The sequence below is a fragment of the Devosia sp. Root436 genome (genome assembly GCF_001426345.1).
Lineage (GTDB): Bacteria > Pseudomonadota > Alphaproteobacteria > Rhizobiales > Devosiaceae > Devosia.
Genome location: NZ_LMEM01000016.1, coordinates 1 through 21,287 on the forward strand (window position 1 = coordinate 1; position 21,287 = coordinate 21,287).

The following is a 21,287-nucleotide window of genomic DNA, read 5'->3' on the forward strand; positions in this document are numbered from 1 at the left end:
GACTTGCCAGACCCGCTTTCGCCAACAATTCCGAGGGTCCGGCCCGGCATGAGGCTGAACGAGACATCGTTCACGGCAGGCACGATGCGCTGCGTGCGGAACATAGCGCTGCCACTGCGATAGGTTTTGACCAAACCCTCCACTTTGAGGATCGGCTCCTTGTCGGCCGCCTTTGTGTGGGTGCGGTCGGCCCCTGCAAGACGGGGAACGGCGGCTATGAGACGCTTGGTGTATGGGTGGGTCGGCGACTTCAGAACCTGGTCGCTGCTGCCCTGTTCGACAATGTGGCCCTTTTCCATCACCACGACGCTGTCAGCAATCTCGGCCACGACACCGAAATCGTGGGTGATGAACATGACGCTCATGCCCTTGCGACGCTGGATGTCGCGGATCAGCTTCAGGATTTGCGCCTGGGTGGTTACGTCAAGCGCGGTAGTCGGTTCGTCTGCGATCAGGATCGTGGGTTCCAGCACCAGCGCCATGGCGATCATCACGCGCTGCCGCTGCCCGCCAGAGAGGCGGAACGGGTATTGCAGGTACATCAGCGGCGGATCAGGCAGTCCGACTTCGGCCAGCATTTCCATGGCGCGGCTTCGTCGGGATTCAGACGTTCCGATGCCATGGGCGGCCATGACTTCCGTGATCTGATCTCCCACGGTCATNGACTTCGGCCAGCATTTCCATGGCGCGGCTTCGTCGGGATTCAGACGTTCCGATGCCATGGGCGGCCATGACTTCCGTGATCTGATCTCCCACGGTCATGAGCGGGTTGAGTGCCGATAGCGGATCCTGAAAGATCATCGACACGACGCGACCGCGCAGACTGCGGAGTTCGCCGGCCGGCAGACCCATTATGCTGCGGCCCTCAAGATCGATAGCGCCGCCGGTAACGCGGATCACCTTGGGCAGGAGGCCCATGATGGCATTGGCGGTGACCGACTTGCCCGAGCCGGACTCCCCGATAATACAAAGGATCTGACCACGCTTGAGATCAAAGGACAGGTTCTCGACCGCATATTGCCGCTCCATGTCCAACGGCAGGCTGACGGTGAGATCGCTCACTGAGAGCGCCACGTCCGTGGTCGCAACCGCATCGATGCGTGCTAGCATTGGCTAGCCTCCCTTTCGCGCTTCTCGGCAATCCGGCCCATGCGGCCTGGTCCAAGAGATTGACGGTTTTTGAGCCACAGAGTCACTGAACCTCAGCCCTTGACGGCAGGATTGGCTGAATGACCGGCCAGTTAAGCATTAAATTCCAGCCCCCCCCTGATTAGAGGAAAAGCACGGACGGGGCCCCGGCGAGCGCGGAACGGTGCTCAGACAGGGGATCGCGGCTCGGCTTCCCTGGCGATGCGATGCACCGACCCACGTGCGAGAATAGTGCACCGGGAGTTCTCAACTTTGTGGGACCAGGTTGTCGAGACCGCCATCCGGAGGACTGAATGCGGCCCACCCCACCAACTGCGGCGTGCGGCGAAGTACACAGGGATCCTACCCCGAGAGTAACGAACGCTCGCCGCCTAGACCGTGCCCACCCGCGAGCTTCCCGCCCCCAGGAATTTGAGGCTAGAGGGATGCGGCAAGATGCTCTCGCAGAGACTAGGCACGCCAACACACTATGTTCAACGCCCCCAGAGGCTCTGTGCGCGAATGTGCTGAGATGCATTTTGAACTTGAGTCCGTCATTTCACCAAACCGTCCCTGGATGCTCCTCACAGAACTTTCAGCTTTCTCCTCCCGCTCTTTGGCACAATCTGCGCTCGCGTCCTTGACATCAGCAGTGGTGCTTTGCTTGCCGCGGCTACTCTACCGGCCGAACCGGCGAGACCGGCAACCAGGAGAGAACGATGACCTTGCTGAAGACCATTGACCACAACCCCACCTTCACCCCCACCCATGCCCTGCCCGGTCCCGAACGCCTGATTGAAGGCACGCCGGAATTCAGCACCTGGGCGATGGATGAGGCTCGCGACGGCAAGATCAAATCCGGCGTCTGGCAAGCTACTCCGGGCCTCACTCATTCTATCAAGGGCGAGGTTTTCGAATTCTGCCACATTCTCGAAGGTGTGGTCGAACTCACCGAGAACGGCCAGCCGCCGGTGACATACCGGGCTGGTGATAGTTTTGTGATGAAGCCCGGCTACGTCGGCACCTGGCGGACCATCGAGACGGTCCGCAAGATCTACATCACGGTACGTTGACCCGAGCCAAGAGTGACGTGGGGCGGCAGCGTCTGCCCGCCGCCCCGCGTGACGAGGAATACCTGGCCGATGGCTATGCCCAACCCTCCGGCATCACCGTCAACAGGATCATCTAGTGGACATCCTCGGCCAGGCGGTGGGCACAGCGGAATGCGGCCCTGGGTTTGGTAACTCCACGACATGCGCATTGTGGACGGCGCAAGCAGTCCACCCGCTAGCAAGGCTGTCCACCCGCTAATAGCCCACCCACGCCATATGCCGGACGAGATATCGCAAATCTCCGACCTGCGGCCTAGACTTGAGCCTGCGGCGGCTGGACTTGCTGAGCGGCAGCTACTGAGCATGGAATTTCCTGCGGTTGCCGAGACCTTAACAGCGGAACATTCCGCTGGGACGCGTCCTGCCGATGCACCTGCGCCACGACCTCGCCTAATTTCAAACTACTCAGTCAGCAGGCATTCGATGACCGATACGATCACTTTCGAAGCCTTCACAGCCGCTCATCTGGACGGAGCGTTACGCTTGTCGCGTGAGGCAGTATGGCCGCACCGCCGCGAGGACTGGCATCTTTTGTTGCGGCTAGGCCGCGGGGTGGTCGCCCTGTCCAGGGGGGCGGTGGTCGGCACTGCACTCGCTACGCGGTTTGGCGCTGTCGCCATGGCCAACATGATTATCGTCGATGCCCGGATGCGCGGGCGCGGGCTGGGTCGGCAACTGTTGACGCGCGCTATGGACTGGGTGGACGTGCCAGAATGGCGGCTGACCGCAACAAAAGACGGCTTGCCGCTTTTTGAAAAGCTTGGCTTTATCGCCACTGACCGCGTCCTCCAGCATCAGGGGCTACCAGTGGCGCAGGTCTTGTCGGGTGGCGTGGACTGGGCGGGCGCCGCCGATCGGCCCGCAATCCAGGCGCTAGACCGCCAGGCCACTGGCGCTAACCGCGCGGCATTGATTACGCTCTTGATGCATGAAGACCGTATCGCGGTGGTCCGCGAAGGCGCGGGCGTCGTCGGATATGCGTGCCTGAGACGCTTTGGTCGGGGCCAACTGGTGGGACCGGTGGTCGCCGAAACCGTGGAGACGGCGCACCTTTTGCTTGGATTTCTATTCGCGAAAGCCCCCCGCGGCTTCATGCGCGTTGACACCACGGAATCCGCGGGTCTGGCCCCCTGGCTGACCGCGCAGGGGCTCGCGCCCGTGGGCGGCGGCATATCCATGCAGCGCGGCGGTACCACGACACTCGCTAACCCCCTCCGGCGGTTCGCGCTCGCGGCGCATGCCCTCGGATAACTTTCAGGAGAGACCCATGCGTAACAGTTCGATCGCCCAACTCGACCCCACCCACTCAGGAGAAACCGAACCAACGGTGAGCCGTTCGGTGTTGTATCTTTCTGATGCGGCGCGCGGGGCGGTATTCCGCAGCGCCTTCGAAGCGTCACTTCCAGAACTCGAATTCCACATCGGAGAGGCCCCCGATCCGATGGCGGTGCGCTGGCTGGTGACTTGGAAAGTGCCTGCCGATCTCGCCCGTTACCGCAACTTGCGGCTGATCTTTTCGGTGGGTGCGGGTGTGGATCAGCTCGACCTTGCAGCTCTGCCCCCCCATGTCGGCGTGGTGAGAATGCTCGAACCAGGCATTCCTCAACAGATGCAGGAGTATATCACCCTGGCCACGCTTGCCCTGCATCGCGACCTGCCAGCCTATATCGGACAACAGCGCGCCGGACTATGGCAGGCAGCGCGCAACCTGCCGGCGGGCGAACGACGGATCGGCGTGATGGGCCTTGGCCAGTTGGGACAGGCCGCCTTGGCGGCGCTGCGGCCCTTCGGCTTTCCCCTAGCCGGCTGGGCGAGGAGCCCGCGACAAATCGACGGAGTGGAATGCTTCACGGATCTTGACGCCTTTCTAGCGCGTACCGATCTCCTAATATGCTTGCTGCCCCTCACCACAGAAACCGAAAACATTCTCGACGCCAGTCTTTTGGGCCGCCTGCCCCGGGGCGCGCGGCTGGTCCATGCCGGGCGTGGGCGACAGCTGGACCATTCGGCGCTGGTCGCAGCGCTGGATTCCGGGCAGATCTCAGCTGCGGTTTTAGACGTCACTGCCCCAGAGCCGCTACCGCAGACGCATACACTCTGGTCGCATCCTCGGGTCATTCTGACACCGCATATCGCCTGTCAAACCCGGCCCGGCGATGGCGCCCGCCATGTAATAGAGGCAATTCAGGCCGACCTGTCGGGGACGACGATACCGGGATTGGTCGACCGAGCGCGGGGTTACTGAGCGCGGGAGGGAGGCAGCGGCGCAGCTTGGCGGCATGGGGTCGGACTCACATTGGAAAGATGGTCTTCAGCGGCAAATGAGCCTTTATGAATGGCGATTTCATCACGACGTAGCTGAAATACTTGTCGATGCCGATATCCATGTCTCTCAGCCTCTCTATGACTGATTGGTACTCGCTGACCCCCGCGGTGACGAATTTCAATAGGTAATCATAGCCTCCGGCGATCAAGTGGCACTCGATCACCTCCTCGGCCTTTTCAGCCGCCTGCTGGAAACGTTCGAAGTCGATCTGGCGATGGCTCTTCAAGGTCACCTCTGTAAACACGGTGATGGTCGGCCCCAGTCTCGCAATGTCGATTAGCGCTGAATAGCCAATGATATAGCCCTCGGCCTGGAGCCGCTTGACCCGCATCAGGCAGGGGCTGGGCGACAGATGAACGAGTTCGGCAAGCACCACATTGGTGACGCGTCCGTTCCGTTGTAGTTCGTGCAAGATGCGGATGTCGATCCGGTCAAGCTTCACGGGCCCATCCCTCTGTTCCCTCCCACCCAGCTTAGGCAGCATGTGCCGATGGTTTCAATTCACTTATGCCATCCGCCGTCGGCACGTCTTGCATGCCCCGTAAGGGCTGAGCGCGACTTGGTACCCCAGAACTGCTCACCCGGATGCGTGAGCGCCAGACCCCTCCAGTCACTCGCACGACACACAGCCTGACCCGCCACACCAGGCTCGCCTGACACTGCGATGCAAGTGCCTGGCCTCGGCACGCGCCAAACAGCGATTGGCTAAACCCATCCGCTCCGCGGCGGTGGGCCCTGAGAAAGCTCGGTCATGAACCTTTTTCTTTCACGACTAAGAGTTGAACCCCGCCACCCGGCTCACTGGGTAGGGAATTCGCGGTGTTCCGGCTCGCTGGAGTCGACATAGCGGTGACGCTGGAGAACGCCGGAGGGCCATGGGGATCGTCGTTGGGAGTCGGTGCACTCACCGCATTGAGCCTGGCGGTGGCCTCCTCCCCCAGGTGGAGATCGCCCGCCGGTAGATTGCTTTCCAGCTGCGTAAGCGTGCGCGCACTAAAGATGGTCGACGTCACCGAAGGGCGGTTCGTGACCCAGCTCAACGCCACTTGGCTCGGTGTGACACCAGCCTCGTCGGCGATTTGGGTAACAACTTCCAGGGTCGCCCAATTCTGCTCCGAGGCGAAAAAGCTATTTCCGATTTGCCCAAACATCGCGCTTTCAGAACCGAGACGTGTTCCTTGCTCGGCACCCCCTCCCCGAGTGTAGTTTCCGCTCAAGAAACCCGACGCGAGAGGGGACCGGGCGAGCAACCCGACATTGTTTGCGAGGGCAGCGGGAATAACCTCGTACTCGATCTCCCGGCAGGCAAGGCTATACTGCTGTTGCAGCGTGACAGGCAACTGCATGCCCATTGCTTTGGCCGTCGATAGTGCGAGCTGCAACTGCCAGCCCGAGAAGTTGGACAAGCCTACATAGTGCACCTTGCCAGCGCGCACTGCGGCGTCCAGGAAGGACAGCGTCTCTTCGATCGGAATCAGCGGATCCCAAGCATGCATCTGGTAGAGATCTATGGCCTCTATCCCGAGACGAAGGAGTGATGCATCTAAGGCGCGACGCAGATGCCGACGGAAGGTTCCCACATCATTTACGTCCTTGCCTGTAAAAATGTGCGCCTTGGTCGCGAGCACCACGCTATTGACCAGATTCTGTGGACGGCTGGCCCGCCAGCGACCCAAAAGTTCCTCGGATGCACCGCCGCCATTGACATCGGCGGTGTCCAGCATATTGCCGCCGGCTTCAAGGAAGGCGTCTATTATGGAAAAGGCTTCATCCTCCGAAGTCTCCGTTCCGAAGCCCATGGTTCCCAGCGTCAAGTTTGAAACGGGGACGCCTGTGTTGCCGAGTCTTCGATACTGCATATTCGAGCTTTCTGTCTTACTTGAGGGCTCTGCGGCTAATGACCATGGCGTCCGCCACTTCAACACCGTCGTAGCTGAGAGGAACAACGCGGTTGGGTACGCAAAGGCGCATGGCCCTAGAGATGCCATGCATTAATTCAACCTGCTGGAGGTGATCGGGTCCGGTGGTTGCTCTCGACCTCAGACCCGCCGCGACCTACACCGAGCATCTCATAGCTACCGGTCGGATCGTATTTTTTTGGCCACGACCATCAAGCTGGACAAGGCTGGGTTTGAGAACAACCTGTGCAGTCACCTCTATGACCTAGACGTCACGCGAGCGGACGGCAGCCGAGGCCAGGCCGCCGTCGCGGAGGTGTGGAACTTCGATTGTGAAGCTGCTTAAACAGAACTGGGAAACAAGCGGACCGTATCAATACACCTTGCCGCGGGCTGACACTGGCCAGAGGGTTTCAACCTTGCCGTTGCGCACCCCAACGTACCAGTCGTGCACATTGCAGGTCGGGTCGCAATGGCCGGGCACTAAGCGCAGTTTGTCGTTTATCCTGAGCACGCCGTTCAGGTCTTCCACATTGCCATGCTCATCTGAGCACTTGACATACTTCACGTCCTCTCGCCCGAAGACGACTGGCAGTCCACTGTCGACCGATTGCGCCTTCAACCCAGCATCCACCACCGCAAGATGTGGCTTGGCGTGGCTCATCACGCTGGTCAGGATGAACAGTGCGTTTTCCCATTCGCCTTGGTCGATGCGCTTGCCGTCCTTGTCGCGAATCCGGCCATAGTCGGCATCCATGAAGGCGTAGGACCCGCATTGCAACTCGTTGTAGACGCCCGAGTTCGCCTCGAAGTAGTAGGATCCTGTGCCACCGCCCGACACTAAAGCGGGTTTCAAACCAGCGGCGTCCAGTGCCGTGGCCGCATCTTTGACCTGAGCGATGGCACTGTCGACCTTGGCCTTGCGGTCCTCATAATCATCGAGATGCTGCATAGCGCCTTGATAGGCTTGGATCCCGGTGAACTTGAGTCCCAGGGCCGCGTCGACAGCCATTGCGATTGCCATAACTTCGGGAGTGGTTTTGACGCCGCAGCGCCCGGCGCCGCAATCAATCTCCACCAGACACTCAAGAATGGTGCTGTGCCTTTGCGCCGCTGCCGACAGATCGGCTACGTTTTCCACGTCGTCGACGCAGACAATAATTCGGCTGCCAAGTTTCGGCAGGCGCGCAAGCCTATCGATCTTGGCCGGGTCGCGTACCTGGTTCGAGACAAGAACGTCCTTGATCCCGGCTCGCACGAAGACTTCTGCTTCGGACACCTTTTGGCAGCATACGCCGGTCGCCGCGCCCAGCGACTCCTGCAGTTTCATAACGTCTACCGACTTGTGCATCTTGCCGTGCGCCCGGTGGCGCATGTTGTGCGCTTTCGCGTACGCACCCATTTTCCGGATGTTGCGCTCCAAGGCGTCGAGGTCGAGGATCAAGCAGGGCGTCTGAATGTCTTTCTCGTCCATCCCCGGCAAGGCTGGCACGTCGTACCCGACTTCGAGGCCCGCAAATTTGTCATGTACGTTCATGTTGTCCGCTCTCAGTTCCAGGGCAGCATGTCGACATCGACATTACCGCCGGTGATGATGACACCGACACGCTTGCCGGCGAAGACCTGGGGGTTTTTCAGGATGGCAGCCAGGGGCACCGCGCTGGACGGTTCCATCACGAGTTTCAGCCGCAGCCAAGTCACCCGCATGGCGTCGATTATCTCGTGCTCAGCCGTCGTCAGGATGTCTGTGACGTTGCGTTGAACGAAGTGCCAAGTCAGATCCTTTAGCGGCACCTTGAGCCCGTCGGCCACGGTTTGCGGGGCGTCGTCAGCAATGATATGGCCCGCTTTGAAGCTACGAAAGGCATCGTCGGCCTGCTCGGGTTCGGCGGCATAGATGCTTAGCCCAGGCGCGAGATTTGACAGCGTAAGGCAGGTGCCGGAAATCATGCCGCCGCCCCCGATCGGCGCGATCACTGCATCCAGGTTGTCTACCTGTTCAAGCAGTTCCGCCGAGCAAGTCGCCTGCCCGGCAATAACTCGATGATCGTTGTAGGGGTGCACGAATTCCGCGCCGGTTTCAGCCATAACCTCAGCGAAAACGGCCTCACGGGACGTCGTTGAGGGCTCGCACTCGATGACTCTCCCCCCATAGCCACGTACTGCGTCCTTCTTCACCTGGGGAGCCGTGCGCGGCATGACAACAGTGCAGCTTATGCCGCGCCGGCCGGCGGCATAGCTCAGGCAGGTGCCATGATTGCCACTGGAATGGGTAGCCACGCCCCTCTCTGCCTGCTCGTCCGAAAGTCCGAAAACGGCGTTCGCGGCGCCACGAGCCTTAAAGGCCCCGGCCTTCTGCAGGTTCTCGCATTTGAAGAACAATTCGGCACCCGTCAGCCGGTTCAGGGCTTGCGAAGTCATGATGGGGGTGCGGTGAATGTAAGGTTCGATGCGTTCGCGTGCTGCGAGCATGTCTTCGAGAGTCGGAATGTACATAAGCGCTTCCCGTTCAGGCGTCTGCTTCAATAGTCGCTGCAAGCGCTTGCGCGGCAGCGTTGCCGCGCCGTGAGTGAAGATCGATTACCGAGTGCTTCATGGCAGTGGCTTCTGGCTCGCAAGAGGAGTAGCACGGCCCGACTGTGTGGTAAACTTTACTGAAAATCATTTTTATCAGACGAAAAATGTACAAAAATATGTTCAAATAGAAAGGGTTAGAATTTTCCATTCTGCAGAAGTTGATTCCATTAGACCAATTGCCTATCTTGTCGCGAAATAGTGAGAAGCGTTGATGCAGCAGCCAATCCGACGACGCGGCCGCCCTAGGGGCACCAAGACGCTCCAACAGCCACCGACCATCCAGGCGCTCGACCGCGCGATTGATGTGCTCGAAGCGCTGGCGTCCCACCAGGGCATGACATTATCTGAGCTCGCCGCTCATCTTGAACAGTCGATAGCAACAATGCATCGGGTTTTGGCCGCCCTTGAACGACGTAACTATGTCGAAAGCAGTGGGGAACGGCAGGAGTGGTTCGTGGGTGCAGAGGCATTCCGCTTGGGCTCAGCTTTCCTGCGGCGCACCAACATCGTGGAAAGCACCCGCTCTGTAATGCGGGATTTAATGGCCTCGTCGGGTGAGACGTCAAATCTCGGAATCGAGCGGGATGGGGATGTTCTGTTTGTCAGCCAAGTCGAGACGCACGAGTCTATTCGCGCGTTCTTCCCGCCAGGAACGCGCGCCCCGCTTCACGCATCGGGCATTGGCAAGGCTCTTTTAAGCGCATTTGATGACGAGCGGCTGGAGGTGTTCCTCAGAACAGCAGCCTTGGCTGGCTTTACCGAAAGAACAATAACCACAGCCAGCGAATTGCGCGACGCGGTAAAACAAATCCGCGAGCGGGGATACTCGCTCGATGATGAAGAGCGCATCATTGGGATGCGATGCGTCGGCGCCACAATCTTCAATGGATACGGTGATGCAGTGGCTGGCATATCCGTCTCGGGTCCGACGATTAGGATGCCTGATGCCAGGGTGCTCGAGCTGGGAAGTTGGGTCGTCAAGGCCGCCGCCGAAGCGTCGCGAACGCTCGGTGCCAGATTGTAAATTTGCCCGCCGCAAACGCTTAGCATCGACTCGGGTACCAGGCGCTTTGCGTATATGAACGGGGGCAGCCGACCTTCGGCCGCAATCACGTCGGTTCTTTGGTCCGCAGTTGGCGAACTGCTCAGGCGCACGGATGGCTTTGCCGGTTCGATCGCTTTTAGTCGGAATGCGCGATGCTTACTCAGAAAGGTGCAGGACCGGCGAGGGTGAGAATGAGATGCATGTACCATCAGTTCGGCAGAAGATTTTGCGGAGGGGCCAAGTGCGGCAAATCCTGCTGGCGTCTCTGCGCCACAGTATGGCAAGACCCAATGGGTTCGCGCCAGCTCGACACCGGAATGAGACCGGGCGCTTGCCGATCACCGGTAGAGGACAAGTCTCGATGGCAAAAACCGTTCGCGTGAAGTCCTTCCAACTGATTGCGCGGGATATCGCCGATGTTGACGTTCATCTGCTGCATGTCCTCTCGATAGGTGTAGGCTGGCCGCATCGTCCCGCCGATTGGGAGTTCCTGCGGCAAGTGGGGCAAGGGATCGTCGCGGTCGACGACATTGGGCGCGTCTTCTGCAGTGCGATGTGGTTTCTGCAGGGCGAAGATTTGGCCACGATTGGGCTTGTGATCACCACGCCGCGCGCGCAGGCGCAAGGAGCCGGCCGTTGGCTGATGGAAGAGGTAATGGAACGCTGCAAAGGCCGCAACCTGACGCTGAATTCAACGAAGGCCGCCTATCCCCTCTACCTGTCACTCGGGTTCGAAAAGGAGGCGACCGTTTTCCTACACGGGGGCATACTCTCAACGCTGCCAGCAGCGGCCCGGGACCATGGCCTGGACGAGTTACCCACGACCCAAATTGAGGAACTCGCTGACTACGATACGGAAGCTTTTGGCGTCAACCGCTCGGCGGTGTTAGTACAACTGTCCAAAAGATCTGTGACCTGCGTTCTGCGACGGAGCGACAAGGTGGTCGGCTATGCCATGCGCCGCCAGTTCGGGAGGGGGCACGTGATTGGACCGATAGTGGCCAGTAACGACGAGGACGCAATTCTTCTCGTCGGATGGCATCTGCCCGCGTTGAAGGATGGTTATGTGCGGATCGATACGCGCGAGGATACCAGTCCCTTCGCGGAATTCCTGACACAGATAGGCCTTCCCACGACCTCCACGACAATGACGATGTCCAAGGGGCGTAGGTTCTTGAACCGCAGCGATGCCTCCCCTTGGGTCTACGGGCTGGCTGCGCACGCCTTGAACTGACCGACGTTGCTGAGGGTATGCCCCGGCATGACGGATTTTGGTCGAGTCCGGGCACGACGGGCTAGCTTGAGTGCAGCGTCATCACCTCGGGCGACGCTCGAACACTGGCCTGCGGTTTTTAGCGCTTGTTCGCAATAAGATGCCGCCAATCGCTGCGGAAGCGGGGAATACTGCTGCCCACAAGCGGCCATTCTCATGCAAGAAAAGGCTGCCTCGCGTCCGCCGGCACGGCCAATCTGAAAACCCAGCGGAAGGTATGCAAGTGCCACAGCCTAAGGTCGCCGACAAGGACACGCCTTATTGGAGGGGAGCGGATCCTGTCATGCTGCTAACGCCACAATCGCTCGTAAAAAAGCATGATGTAGTGATCGTCGGCGCAGGCTGTGCCGAGTTGTCCCCTGGTCTGGCGTGGGGACGGGCCGGACGCTCTGTCGCTGCCTCCGATGCGACGAACCCGGGCGACGGCGCATCTCACCAACCGCAGGGTGGGGTACCGAAGGTCCGAGTCAGTTCGACCATGATGGGGAGGCTCCGATGAATGACGCCGTGAAAATCACTCCATTCTCTACCGCGAGCGCCCCTGCCCCTGGCGGCCATTATGCTCAGGCGATCAAGCATGCGGGGCTTCTTTATATCTCCGGCCAGCTGCCCATTGCCCCAGACGGCACCCATCTCGCGGAGGCCGATTTCGACGATCAGGCGCGCCAGGCGATCCGCAATTTGATCGCGGTGGCCGAGGCCGCCGGGGCTTCGGTCGGCAGCCTCTTGAAGGTGACCGTCTACGTCGTCGGCGTCGCCAATTGGCCGCGTTTCAACGCCGTCTATGAAGAGATGCTGGGCGCGGCGCATCCCGCGCGGACGGTCGTTCCGGTGCCCGAGCTGCACTACGGCTATCTTGTGGAACTTGACGCCATAGCGGCATGTCAGGAGGAGAGCACATGAATTCTATCCAGCCATCTGTCACACTACGCCCGATGACGGGCGAAGCGGGTGATTTGGAAAGTGCGCTGGAGCTATCCCGCGCAGTGGGCTGGGCGTATCGGCTTGACGACTGGCGCGTCGCCCAGTCGCTTGGCCAGGGTATTCTGGCCGAGGAGAATGGCCAGGTAATCGCCTCTGCTATTTGTTGGCCTTATGGCGATGCTTTCGCAACCTGCGGCAGCATCATTGTCGCGCCCGCGATGCAAGGTCGCGGACTGGGTCGATCGCTACTGGCGCACCTGTTGCAATCAACCGGCAGCCGCGCCGTCATGCTGAACTCTACGGCAGTGGGAATGAGGCTTTACGAGAGCTTCGGTTTCGAAGCTACCGGCACCGTTCACCAGCATTTGGGGCAAGTCTCAGCAGGCACTGCGGATGCCGAGAGAGGCCGCTGGGTCCGCAAGGCTAACGCTGAGGATTTGCAGACATTGCTCCAGATGGACCGGCAGGCCTTCGGGGCCGACCGACGCCGGATGATCGAGGAGTTCAACTTGATTGGCTCTATCGCCGTGATTGAACGAGCTGGTGACATTCAAGGCTATGCCATCTGTCGTCCCTTCGGCCTTGGTCAGGTGGTCGGCCCGGTCATCGCATGCGGGGCAGAGGATGCGAAGCTGCTGATTGAACATTTCCTGAGGGTGAACGCCGGACAAATCTTGCGCATAGACACTGGCGGGGACAGCGGGCTCCGTGACTGGCTAACGGCCCAAGGTCTGTTAGAGGTTAGCAGTGTCACAACAATGATCCGCGGTCATCGGCCTCAGATTACGGGGCCGCACAGGATATTTGCTCTCGCCAGCCAATCCTTTGGTTGAGGGCGGATAGCTGCTATTCCGCTAAGGAGAAGGTCGTGTCCCGGGACGTGGTGTAACTGAGGTGGTCAAGCCGCTCGCGAGCGCGCCATCACGAGCGCCGTAGCGAGCGAGCGGCTGGGTGGTCATCGACGGATTTCCGGTAGGGTCGGGTTGCTCACACCAACCTGATACTGGAAGGACCACCGATGACCGATGCGATGATGAACCTGCGCACGCTGGTAGAGAAGACCCCTGACGCCGATATTCTGCGTGAGATGATCGGCATTGCCGCGGAACGCCTGATGGAGCTGGAGGTGGGTGCTGCCACCGGCGCCGGCTATGGCGAGAAGAGCGCCGAGCGCCTGGCGCAGCGCAATGGCTACCGTGATCGGGACTGGCAGACCCGGGCCGGCACCGTCGAGCTGCGCATCCCCAAGCTGCGCAAAGGCAGCTACTTCCCCGGCTTCCTTGAGCCCCGGCGCATGGCCGAGAAGGCGCTGACCGCAGTGATCCAGGAGGCTTACATCCAGGGCATCTCCACCCGCTCGGTGGATGAGCTGGTCAAGGCCATGGGCATGAGTGGCATCTCCAAGAGCCAGGTCAGCCGATTGTGCGAGGAGATCGACGGCAAGGTGAAGGCGTTCCTCGAGCGGCCAATCGAGGGCGACTGGCCGTATCTTTGGATCGACGCCACCTACCTCAAGGTGCGCCGGGGTGGCCGCATCGTATCGGTGGCTGCCATCATGGCCGTGGGCGTCAATGCCGATGGCCGGCGCGAAGTGCTCGGCATGGAGATCGGCACCTCGGAAGCCGAGGCGATCTGGACCGAGTTCCTGCGCAAGCTGACCCGCCGCGGCCTCCGTGGGGTGAAGCTGGTCATCTCCGATGCTCACGAAGGTATCAAGGTGGCTGTCACCAAGGTGCTGTGCGCGACCTGGCAACGCTGTCGGGTGCACTTCATGCGCAATGTTCTGGCCCATGCCGGCAAGAGCGGCCGCCGGGTGGCCAGCGCCTTCATCGCCACGGCCTTCGCTCAGGAAACGGCCGAGGCAGCCAGTGCGCAATGGCGCGCCGTCGCCGATCAGATCCGCCCCCGGGTGCCCAAGCTCGCCACCATCATGGACGAGGCCGAGCACGATGTACTGGCCTATATGAGCTTCCCCAAGGAGCATCGGACCAAGCTGCACAGCAACAACCCAATCGAGCGCGTCAACGGCGAGGTGAAGCGTCGGACCGAGGTCGTCGGCATCTTCCCCAACGAGGACGCCATCGTGCGCCTGGTGGGCGCCATCCTGCTCGAACAGAACGATGAATGGGCCGTCCAGCGCGCCAGATATATGACGCTGGAATCCGTCGCCCCATTGAGCGATGATCCCCTCGTCAGCTTGCCGGCAGTCCCCGCACGCTGACCAACCCGGCCAAGCCGGAAATGCGTGGAGGCCAAGCCTCAGTTACACCACGCTGTGGGACACGATCAAGGAGAAGGGCCGGCGGATCCGAATGATACACTTCGGGCGGTTATGGATTGTGAATTCAATCTGCCTGACCGCGCCACGTAACGAAGTCGGCGAGTGCGATTTCGTTTAGGGTCGCACATAAGCCCACGCCTTGGGGGATAGCAAAGTAACCGTCAGCAAGAGTAGATTCTGGATTGTCGACAAGTACGTCTACATAGCCCGGCTGCCGCCTCTCGTAGGGGCGGATCTCCTGCAGCACGAAGTTAGATTTACCTTAGAACGAAGGCAACAGTTGACTAGTAACTTCCGTCAGGACACCGGCACAGAAAGGGGCCGCAATCGCGGCGCCAGAACGAAGAGTAGCGGCGCTGAGCGCAGCCGGGGAGACGGAGAGTCGATTCCGTGAACCTACCCGCCACCGGTATTTAGGATCGCACTCAAGAGGATCTCGACATCAGCGTCATCGAGCTCGTCGGATGGCAGGGGCTTCACGGTTTACGCCTTTGTGCCCACTTGATCCGCTACGGTCTCCATTGAGGCCGCCGAGGGGATCACGACGGGAATATCGGCCCATGACCGGGCCAGAACGGTGCTGGTCGCGACCGACCCTGATGTCACGCCCGCAAGAATTGCCTCCCCCGGTCACGTCTTTCCACTGCGGGCGGCCGAAAATGGCGTGCTGGCGCGCGATGGTCATACTGAGGGCGCCGTTGACCTGATGCGGCTGGCTGGGCTCCCGCCCGCCGGCGTAATTTGCGAGATTATGCGGGACGACGGGCAGATGGCGCGGCGACCCGATCTCGAGATATTTGCCCGGCAACATAAGCTGCCAATCCTGACCATTCGGGACATCATCGCGCATCGGCTTGCCAGCGAGACGCTGGTCGATGAAGTGGCGCGGTCCGAACTGCCAACCCAACACTCACCGATCCCGCTCGAAGTTCGCGCCTTCCGCAGCCGCCTGGACGGCACAGAGCATCTGGCGCTGATCCGAAACCCTTTGGCCGGCTTCCCACTGGTGCGCTTGCATTCCGAGTGTCTCACTGGGGATGCGTTGGGCTCGCTACGTTGCGACTGCGGACCGCAATTGCAGGAGGCCCTGCGCCAGATCGCTACCGGCGATGGCGGTGCGCTGATCTATCTACGCGGGCAGGAGGGGCGCGGTATTGGTCTCGCCAACAAGATCCGGGCCTATGCACTACAAGACCAGGGACACGACACGGTGGAAGCCAATACGGCACTGGGTTTCGCTCCGGACGCCCGCGACTACGGCATTGCCGGGCAGATCCTGCGGGCGCTCGGCATCGAACGTCTGCGGCTGTTGTCGAACAATCCGGGCAAGGCGCTGTCGCTGGAGCAGTTCGGCATCCATGTCGCCGAGCGCTTGCCCATCCAGATCCCAGCAAATCCCTACAACTGGCGCTATCTCGCAACCAAGCGGGACAAGTTCGGGCACACCTTTACCCACCAGGAACAAGAGAACCAGAATGTCTGATACTTCGCCACGCCTCGCCATTGTTGTCAGCCAGTTCAATCCCGAGGTCACGCATGGCCTGCGCGACGGAGCACTGAAATATCTGAGCAGGAAGGGAATCCCGATTGCGCCAGACAATATCTACTCGGCCCCCGGCGCCTTCGAAATCCCGCTTATTGCGAAGCGGTTGGCGCAATCCGGCTTCGACGGAGTGATTTGCCTGGGCTGCGTCATCAAAGGCGATACGGCCCATTTCGAATATATCAGCGAAGCCGCCGCCCATGGCCTGATGCAAGCCGGGCTCGAAACCGGCAAACCCATCACCTTCGGCATTTTGACGACCTACACGGACGAACAGGCCATTGTGCGCAGTCGTGACGACGAGCACAACAAGGGCCGCGAAGCCGCTGCCGCTTGTCTGAAAGTCCTACGCATATTCAGCACTTTGGGCAGTTGAAGTTCTCAGTGAGGATCTAGCAATAGAAGCCGGCTGGTTGTTCGAGCGCTGGCACCTGGCCCGCTCCGTCCATCGTGCGCGTGATCAGCGCTGAGCCCACCAGCGCCAGAAGCACTGCGGACGCGACACTTTCTGGACTGGCCTTTGAAAACAGCCGATCGGCGGCCGAAAGGAAGCTGGGCCCCAATGTGCGGCGACGGCCTGCCGATGGCTCAGCCGGGCACGCGACTTCGAGGAGAGCTCCGTTGCATCGCGATCGCCCCCTGCAGTGCCGTCGACCCCTCCTATCGTCCTATGGCTACCAGGCTGGAGATCCATGTAGCGTTCGCACCCGCCTCCCCCCATGCCCCTAAGGCTGCACTAGCCGAAACGCCTCCTGCACACCGTTTTGCCCAGCAAAACAATCTCAACTGGCTTTAGCCTGAATCGGAGAAGACGACATGGCTGAGAACAAGGCGGCAAGCCTTCGTGAGGGCGCCCTTCACTTTCACCAGTTCCCCAAGCCGGGCAAGCTTGAGATCGTGGCGACCAAGCCACTGGCAAATGCGCGCGACCTTTCGCTCGCCTATTCGCCCGGGGTCGCCATTCCCTGCGAGGAAATCGCCGCCGATCCGGAAGCCGTTTACAAGTATACCTCCAAGGGCAACCTAGTGGCGGTCATCTCCAATGGCACGGCCGTGCTGGGCCTGGGCAATATCGGCGCGCTGGCATCCAAGCCGGTGATGGAAGGCAAGGCGGTCCTGTTCAAGAAGTTCGCCGGCATAGATTCGATCGATATCGAGGTTAATGAACAGGATCCCAAGCGCTTCATCGAGATCGTGGCGCCGCTGGAACCCAGCTTTGGCGGCATCAACCTCGAAGATATCAAGGCGCCGGAATGCTTCGAGATCGAGGAAGCTTTGCGCGAGCGGATGAATATTCCGGTGTTCCACGACGACCAGCATGGCACCGCCATCATCGTCGCCGCTGCCGTGCTCAATGCCATGCAACTGGTCGGCAAGGACATTGCCAAGGTTAAGATCTGCACCTCGGGCGCCGGTGCGGCGGCGATCGCCTGCATGAATATGCTGATCGCGGTGGGAGCGACGCGCGAGAACATCTGGATCGCCGACTCCAAGGGCCTAGTCACCAAGGTGCGGCATAACTCGGTCGATCGCTGGCGCGGCGCCTTTGCTCAGAACACCGACAAGACCGAGCTCAGCGAAGTTATGGCCGGCGCCGATATCTATGTTGGGCTGTCCAAGGCCGGGGCGCTGAAGCCCGAAATGATGAAGGACATGGCGCCCAATCCGCTTATCCTGGCGCTTTCCAATCCTACTCCCGAAATCATGCCGGAACTGGCGCGAGAAGCGCGGCCGGACGCCATGATTTGCACGGGACGATCGGATTATCCCAACCAGGTCAACAATGTCCTCTGCTTCCCTTTCCTCTTCCGCGGCGCGCTCGACTGCGGCGCCACGGTGATCAACGAAGAGATGAAGGCCGCCGCCGCCCATGCCATCGCCAAGCTAGCGCATGAGCCGGGGCTGGAGGCTTCCGCGCATGGCGTGCCGGCCATCTTCGGCTCGGATTATCTCATTCCCAATCCGTTCGATCAGCGACTGATCCTGCGCATTGCGCCGGCCGTGGCCAAGGCGGCCATGGAAAGCGGCGTGGCCCGCCGGCCGATTGACGATTTCGCCGCCTATCGCGACCAGCTCAATCGCTTTGTATTCCGCTCGGGATTCGTGATGAAGCCGATGTTCGAACGGGCACTGGGAGAGGGCAAGCGCATCGCCTTTGCCGATGGCGAGGACGAACGCGTGCTGCGCGCCACCCAGGTGATGCTGGAAGACGGCATAGGGCGGTCCATTCTCATTGGCCGCCCATCCGTCATTGAACAACGCATCGAGCGCTTCGGGCTGACCCTGAAGGCGGGGCGCGATTTCGACGTCATTAATCCCGAGGACGATCCGCGCTATCGCGACTATGTGGAGCTGTTCCATTCACTGGTCGGGCGTAAGGGGGTGACGCCGGACACCGCGCGGACGATCGTGCGTACCAATACAACAGTGATCGGGGCGCTAGCGGTGAAACGCGGCGAGGCGGATGCGTTGATCTGCGGGCTGCAGGGCCGGTTCATCAAGCATGCCCGCAATATCCAATCGGTGATCGGGCTGGCCGAGGATTCCCAGCAGCTTTCGGCGCTTTCGATGCTGGTGATGACCCGCGGCGTGTTCTTCCTCGCCGACACCTACGTGAATATCGATCCCAGTGCCGACGAGATCGTCTCGATCACGCTGCAGGCGCGCGACCACCTCAAGCGCTTCAACATTGATGCCAAGGCAGCTTTGCTAAGCTACTCGAACTTCGGTTCGCGCGAGGGCGCGACCAGCGAGAAGATGCGGCTCGTCTATGAGACCCTCAAGCAGGTTGCGCCGGATTTGGCGGCGGAAGGCGAAATGCAGGGCGACTTAGCGATCAATACTGAGTTGCGAGAGCGCTACGTGCCCAATTCGGTGCTGAGGGGCGAGGCGAACTTGCTTATCTTTCCGAACCTTGAAGCAGCAAACCTGTCGATGACGCTGCTCAAGGAGCTCAACAATGCCCTGCCGGTGGGGCCTATCCTGATGGGAACGCGGCAGCCGGCGCATATCCTGGCGCCATCTGTGACCTCCAGAGGCATTGTCAATATGGCTGCAATCGCCGCGGCCGAGGCGCTGGCCCCAACATTGGCGTGAGCTCCCTGATTGGCCCTGCGAGAACAGATTTACGGCCCAGGGCACTGACAGCGAATGGGACTATACGGCGCCAAGACGCAGGATGCCACGGCCCGGGGCGCTGGATACGGTGCGCCGCCTCGGAGAGCTGACGCAGTGCGAGAATGCCGCGCCGGACCTCCTTGAAGAGGGTGTCTGCCGCGGGTTGCAATTTCCCGGCGCCGTTTACTTTTCGAGGCGAGAGATGGCGCTACTTGAACGCCTCGAATTTTTCCGTTGTGAGCCGGAAAGCGGTTTCAATCCTGACCCTATCAATGCGATGCCAGCAAAGCGATCAGTGAAGTGACGGCTATGACCACGATGCCGGCGACCAGCACGATGGATATCGACAGGCCCGCATCAGTCCACACACCGAGGCCGATGGTGGAGGCGGCGGAACAGACCAGGGTAACGCATTGCACAGCGGCACGCGCGGAGCCCAGCCGAGCCTTGCCATAGAGTTCGGCCAGCAGATGCGGCGTGCAGGCAAAGTAGAGGCCGGTCGCGAACCCTGCTCCGACAAAATAGCCCAGAATGGTCCAGTCAGGCGAGCCGACCAGCGCAACGCCCATGCCCAGGGCGGCCGGTAGGGCATAGAGCGCTACGACACGCCGGGCGGAGAAGCGGTCGACAAGTACCCCGGATATTAGCATGGCGGTGGTCTGGGCGATGGCATAGGCGGCGAGGCCAATGGCGATCCAGTCGGCGGCGCCCCGCTGATCGAGCCAGACGGACTGGTGAAAAAGCATGCCGGAAAAGATCAATGGCACGCACATCAGCGCAGGCAGGTATGGTAGCACAGCGTGATCGATTGCGAGGCGCGGCCGGGCAACTGCCGGGGCGTCGATGCCGGTTCTGCACTCACTTGCGAGGAGCCACAAAAAGGCCGGGATGGCCACCACGGCCGTGGCCAAGGCGATGCCGAGCCAGGTGGCGCGCCAGCCATAAATTCCAAGCAGCAGCACCGCGAGAGCGGGCAGGATGGAGGGCCCCAGCGCGTAGCCCAGCGAGGGCAGTCCGGCCAGCGCCTTCTTGCGTCCGTCCAGCAGGCGGACAGAGGCGGTGAGCGCGGCATGGGTGAAGAGCCAGTCGCCCAGGAGGCGCACGAACAGAATGCCGATAGCGAAAACCAGCAGGTTTGGTGCGAAGGCCACGCACAGGCTGGCCACGGAAAAAATGGCCAGGAGGATCAGGGTATATGATCTGAGGCTGATGCGGTCGACCAGTCCACCAAGGTAGAACATCGGCACGACCGCAGCTAGCGTGGACAGCGCGAAGATAAAGCCAATGGTCGACTGATCAGTGCCGAACTCGGCGGTGATCGATGGGCTGAACAGGCCCAGGAAATAGCCGGTCCCCAGCGTCGACAGAACGATCATCGCTGTCGAATAAGCGAGCGCACGCGGCGTGGAGAGACTGGTCACGATGGGCTCGCTTGCGTTCGGCGGAAAGGTTGACGGCGGCATGCCTAGATCAGCAGCAGTACTGGCACGTCAAGACGGGCTTCACCATAGGCAACCGCCGCTCCGACAAGTCCACCGCCGACTACTATGAGTTTGGTTCGTTCCACTTTACCCGGTGGCATCGCACGAGGCACGCCACCCCACTTCGGTATCTCACGGGTGTGTGCAGCAACACGATTTCTCCGCTTCATTGGCGAGGTAGGTCGGCGGCACAGTAGGCCATCTCACCCTTGTTCGGCATAACCTCCCGTTACCAACTAACAGGCGTGTTGCGCCGCCGCCCGGCTCAAGCGCCGCTGCGGTGAGGCCGCCGAACCAGATGGGAAGATCAGCGGGCTCAGCACGTCTTCTCCAATGTGCTCATTCATTGAAAAGCTCCTTCACGACCCTTGTAAGGTATGACGGAAGGTCCGGCTCAGGAGAAAATCGACAAAGTCCGGCAGGGAACACCCTGCCACGTTTCCCGGTGGAATTAGGTCTGCTTCAGGAGTATGTGCGTTGAAACTTGACGCTCCGGATAACGGCCCCAAACTTGCCGAAATGCATGAATTGGGATGATCCGGGGGCACCCTACTCCGACCCGACCTAATGTAGCCGAAGACC

Annotated in this window: 17 protein-coding genes and 1 pseudogene; 11 read left to right on the top strand and 7 right to left on the bottom strand. The window is 60.7% G+C overall.

Annotated features, from left to right (window positions below):
* Nucleotides 1-662: ATP-binding cassette domain-containing protein (locus tag ASD04_RS19925; RefSeq protein WP_244488361.1), on the bottom strand; the 662-nt coding region annotated here is incomplete at both ends.
* A 1-nt stretch (nucleotide 663) separates the two neighbouring features.
* Nucleotides 664-1,110, bottom strand: a pseudogene (locus ASD04_RS19930) (ATP-binding cassette domain-containing protein); the annotation flags it as partial.
* 737 nt (nucleotides 1,111-1,847) lie between these two features.
* Here ASD04_RS19930 and ASD04_RS18255 point away from each other — a divergent pair.
* The 3 genes from ASD04_RS18255 (at nucleotide 1,848) to ASD04_RS18265 (ending at nucleotide 4,485) form a co-directional block, all read left to right on the top strand.
* The gene (locus tag ASD04_RS18255) at nucleotides 1,848-2,201 is read left to right on the top strand and encodes a cupin domain-containing protein (RefSeq protein ID WP_056260124.1); all 354 of its coding nucleotides are present in this window, start codon (nucleotides 1,848-1,850) and stop codon (nucleotides 2,199-2,201) included.
* 462 nt (nucleotides 2,202-2,663) lie between these two features.
* A complete protein-coding gene (locus ASD04_RS18260) occupies nucleotides 2,664-3,491 on the top strand; it encodes a GNAT family N-acetyltransferase (RefSeq protein WP_056260127.1) in 828 nt (275 codons plus the stop codon).
* Between the two features lie 16 nt (nucleotides 3,492-3,507).
* Nucleotides 3,508-4,485 (top strand): glyoxylate/hydroxypyruvate reductase A, encoded by a 978-nt coding sequence (locus ASD04_RS18265; RefSeq protein WP_082531344.1) that lies wholly within the window; start codon nucleotides 3,508-3,510, stop codon nucleotides 4,483-4,485.
* A gap of 46 nt (nucleotides 4,486-4,531) precedes the next feature.
* Here ASD04_RS18265 and ASD04_RS18270 read toward each other — a convergent pair whose 3' ends face one another.
* From ASD04_RS18270 to bhcB, 4 genes are all read right to left on the bottom strand, one after another.
* On the bottom strand, nucleotides 4,532-5,008 hold the full coding sequence (locus ASD04_RS18270; protein ID WP_056260394.1) for an Lrp/AsnC family transcriptional regulator: 477 nt from the start codon (nucleotides 5,006-5,008) through the stop codon (nucleotides 4,532-4,534).
* A gap of 307 nt (nucleotides 5,009-5,315) precedes the next feature.
* Complete coding sequence (locus tag ASD04_RS18275) at nucleotides 5,316-6,425, bottom strand: aldo/keto reductase (RefSeq protein ID WP_082531345.1); 1,110 nt, start codon at nucleotides 6,423-6,425, stop codon at nucleotides 5,316-5,318.
* A 412-nt stretch (nucleotides 6,426-6,837) separates the two neighbouring features.
* Nucleotides 6,838-8,001 carry a 3-hydroxy-D-aspartate aldolase BhcC gene (gene bhcC / locus ASD04_RS18280; RefSeq protein ID WP_056260129.1) on the bottom strand — a complete coding sequence of 388 codons (1,164 nt, stop codon included), beginning with the start codon at nucleotides 7,999-8,001 and terminating at the stop codon, nucleotides 6,838-6,840.
* Between the two features lie 11 nt (nucleotides 8,002-8,012).
* A complete protein-coding gene (bhcB, locus tag ASD04_RS18285; protein WP_056260131.1) occupies nucleotides 8,013-8,960 on the bottom strand; it encodes a beta-hydroxyaspartate dehydratase BhcB in 948 nt (315 codons plus the stop codon).
* A 292-nt stretch (nucleotides 8,961-9,252) separates the two neighbouring features.
* On the opposite strand from bhcB, the gene bhcR reads away from it, so the two are divergent.
* From bhcR to ASD04_RS18325, 8 genes are all read left to right on the top strand, one after another.
* On the top strand, nucleotides 9,253-10,065 hold the full coding sequence (gene bhcR, locus ASD04_RS18290; RefSeq protein ID WP_056260132.1) for an HTH-type transcriptional regulator BhcR: 813 nt from the start codon (nucleotides 9,253-9,255) through the stop codon (nucleotides 10,063-10,065).
* A gap of 382 nt (nucleotides 10,066-10,447) precedes the next feature.
* On the top strand, nucleotides 10,448-11,320 hold the full coding sequence (locus tag ASD04_RS18295; RefSeq protein WP_056260134.1) for a GNAT family N-acetyltransferase: 873 nt from the start codon (nucleotides 10,448-10,450) through the stop codon (nucleotides 11,318-11,320).
* A gap of 534 nt (nucleotides 11,321-11,854) precedes the next feature.
* Complete coding sequence (locus tag ASD04_RS18300; RefSeq protein WP_056260136.1) at nucleotides 11,855-12,262, top strand: RidA family protein; 408 nt, start codon at nucleotides 11,855-11,857, stop codon at nucleotides 12,260-12,262.
* Nucleotides 12,259-13,116 carry a GNAT family N-acetyltransferase gene (locus ASD04_RS18305; protein WP_200940298.1) on the top strand — a complete coding sequence of 286 codons (858 nt, stop codon included), beginning with the start codon at nucleotides 12,259-12,261 and terminating at the stop codon, nucleotides 13,114-13,116. Before ASD04_RS18300 ends, ASD04_RS18305 begins: the two co-directional genes overlap by 4 nt.
* A 185-nt stretch (nucleotides 13,117-13,301) precedes the next feature.
* On the top strand, nucleotides 13,302-14,504 hold the full coding sequence (locus ASD04_RS18310) for an IS256 family transposase (protein WP_056260141.1): 1,203 nt from the start codon (nucleotides 13,302-13,304) through the stop codon (nucleotides 14,502-14,504).
* A gap of 580 nt (nucleotides 14,505-15,084) precedes the next feature.
* On the top strand, nucleotides 15,085-16,047 hold the full coding sequence (ribA, locus tag ASD04_RS18315; protein ID WP_082531346.1) for a GTP cyclohydrolase II: 963 nt from the start codon (nucleotides 15,085-15,087) through the stop codon (nucleotides 16,045-16,047).
* On the top strand, nucleotides 16,040-16,483 hold the full coding sequence (gene ribH / locus ASD04_RS18320) for a 6,7-dimethyl-8-ribityllumazine synthase (protein ID WP_056260145.1): 444 nt from the start codon (nucleotides 16,040-16,042) through the stop codon (nucleotides 16,481-16,483). Before ribA ends, ribH begins: the two co-directional genes overlap by 8 nt.
* Before the next feature lie 440 nt (nucleotides 16,484-16,923).
* Nucleotides 16,924-19,203 (top strand): NADP-dependent malic enzyme, encoded by a 2,280-nt coding sequence (locus tag ASD04_RS18325; RefSeq protein ID WP_056260147.1) that lies wholly within the window; start codon nucleotides 16,924-16,926, stop codon nucleotides 19,201-19,203.
* Nucleotides 19,204-19,493: 290 nt separating this feature from the next.
* On the opposite strand, the gene ASD04_RS18330 is transcribed toward ASD04_RS18325, so the two are convergent.
* Entirely contained in the window at nucleotides 19,494-20,645 is a 1,152-nt protein-coding gene (locus ASD04_RS18330; RefSeq protein WP_162245161.1) for an MFS transporter, read from the bottom strand.
* Nucleotides 20,646-21,287: the final 642 nt, after the last annotated feature.

Bases quoted from the DNA above. Each gene is read 5' to 3' on its own strand.
- ASD04_RS18255 (WP_056260124.1), top strand. From the start codon at position 1,848: ATGACCTTGCTGAAGACCATTGACCACAACCCCACCTTCACCCCCACC.
- ASD04_RS18260 (WP_056260127.1), top strand. From the start codon at position 2,664: ATGACCGATACGATCACTTTCGAAGCCTTCACAGCCGCTCATCTGGAC.
- ASD04_RS18265 (WP_082531344.1), top strand. From the start codon at position 3,508: ATGCGTAACAGTTCGATCGCCCAACTCGACCCCACCCACTCAGGAGAA.
- ASD04_RS18275 (WP_082531345.1), bottom strand. From the start codon at position 6,425: ATGCAGTATCGAAGACTCGGCAACACAGGCGTCCCCGTTTCAAACTTG.
- bhcC (WP_056260129.1), bottom strand. From the start codon at position 8,001: ATGAACGTACATGACAAATTTGCGGGCCTCGAAGTCGGGTACGACGTG.
- bhcB (WP_056260131.1), bottom strand. From the start codon at position 8,960: ATGTACATTCCGACTCTCGAAGACATGCTCGCAGCACGCGAACGCATC.
- bhcR (WP_056260132.1), top strand. From the start codon at position 9,253: ATGCAGCAGCCAATCCGACGACGCGGCCGCCCTAGGGGCACCAAGACG.
- ASD04_RS18295 (WP_056260134.1), top strand. From the start codon at position 10,448: ATGGCAAAAACCGTTCGCGTGAAGTCCTTCCAACTGATTGCGCGGGAT.
- ASD04_RS18300 (WP_056260136.1), top strand. From the start codon at position 11,855: ATGAATGACGCCGTGAAAATCACTCCATTCTCTACCGCGAGCGCCCCT.
- ASD04_RS18305 (WP_200940298.1), top strand. From the start codon at position 12,259: ATGAATTCTATCCAGCCATCTGTCACACTACGCCCGATGACGGGCGAA.
- ASD04_RS18310 (WP_056260141.1), top strand. From the start codon at position 13,302: ATGACCGATGCGATGATGAACCTGCGCACGCTGGTAGAGAAGACCCCT.
- ribH (WP_056260145.1), top strand. From the start codon at position 16,040: ATGTCTGATACTTCGCCACGCCTCGCCATTGTTGTCAGCCAGTTCAAT.
- ASD04_RS18325 (WP_056260147.1), top strand. From the start codon at position 16,924: ATGGCTGAGAACAAGGCGGCAAGCCTTCGTGAGGGCGCCCTTCACTTT.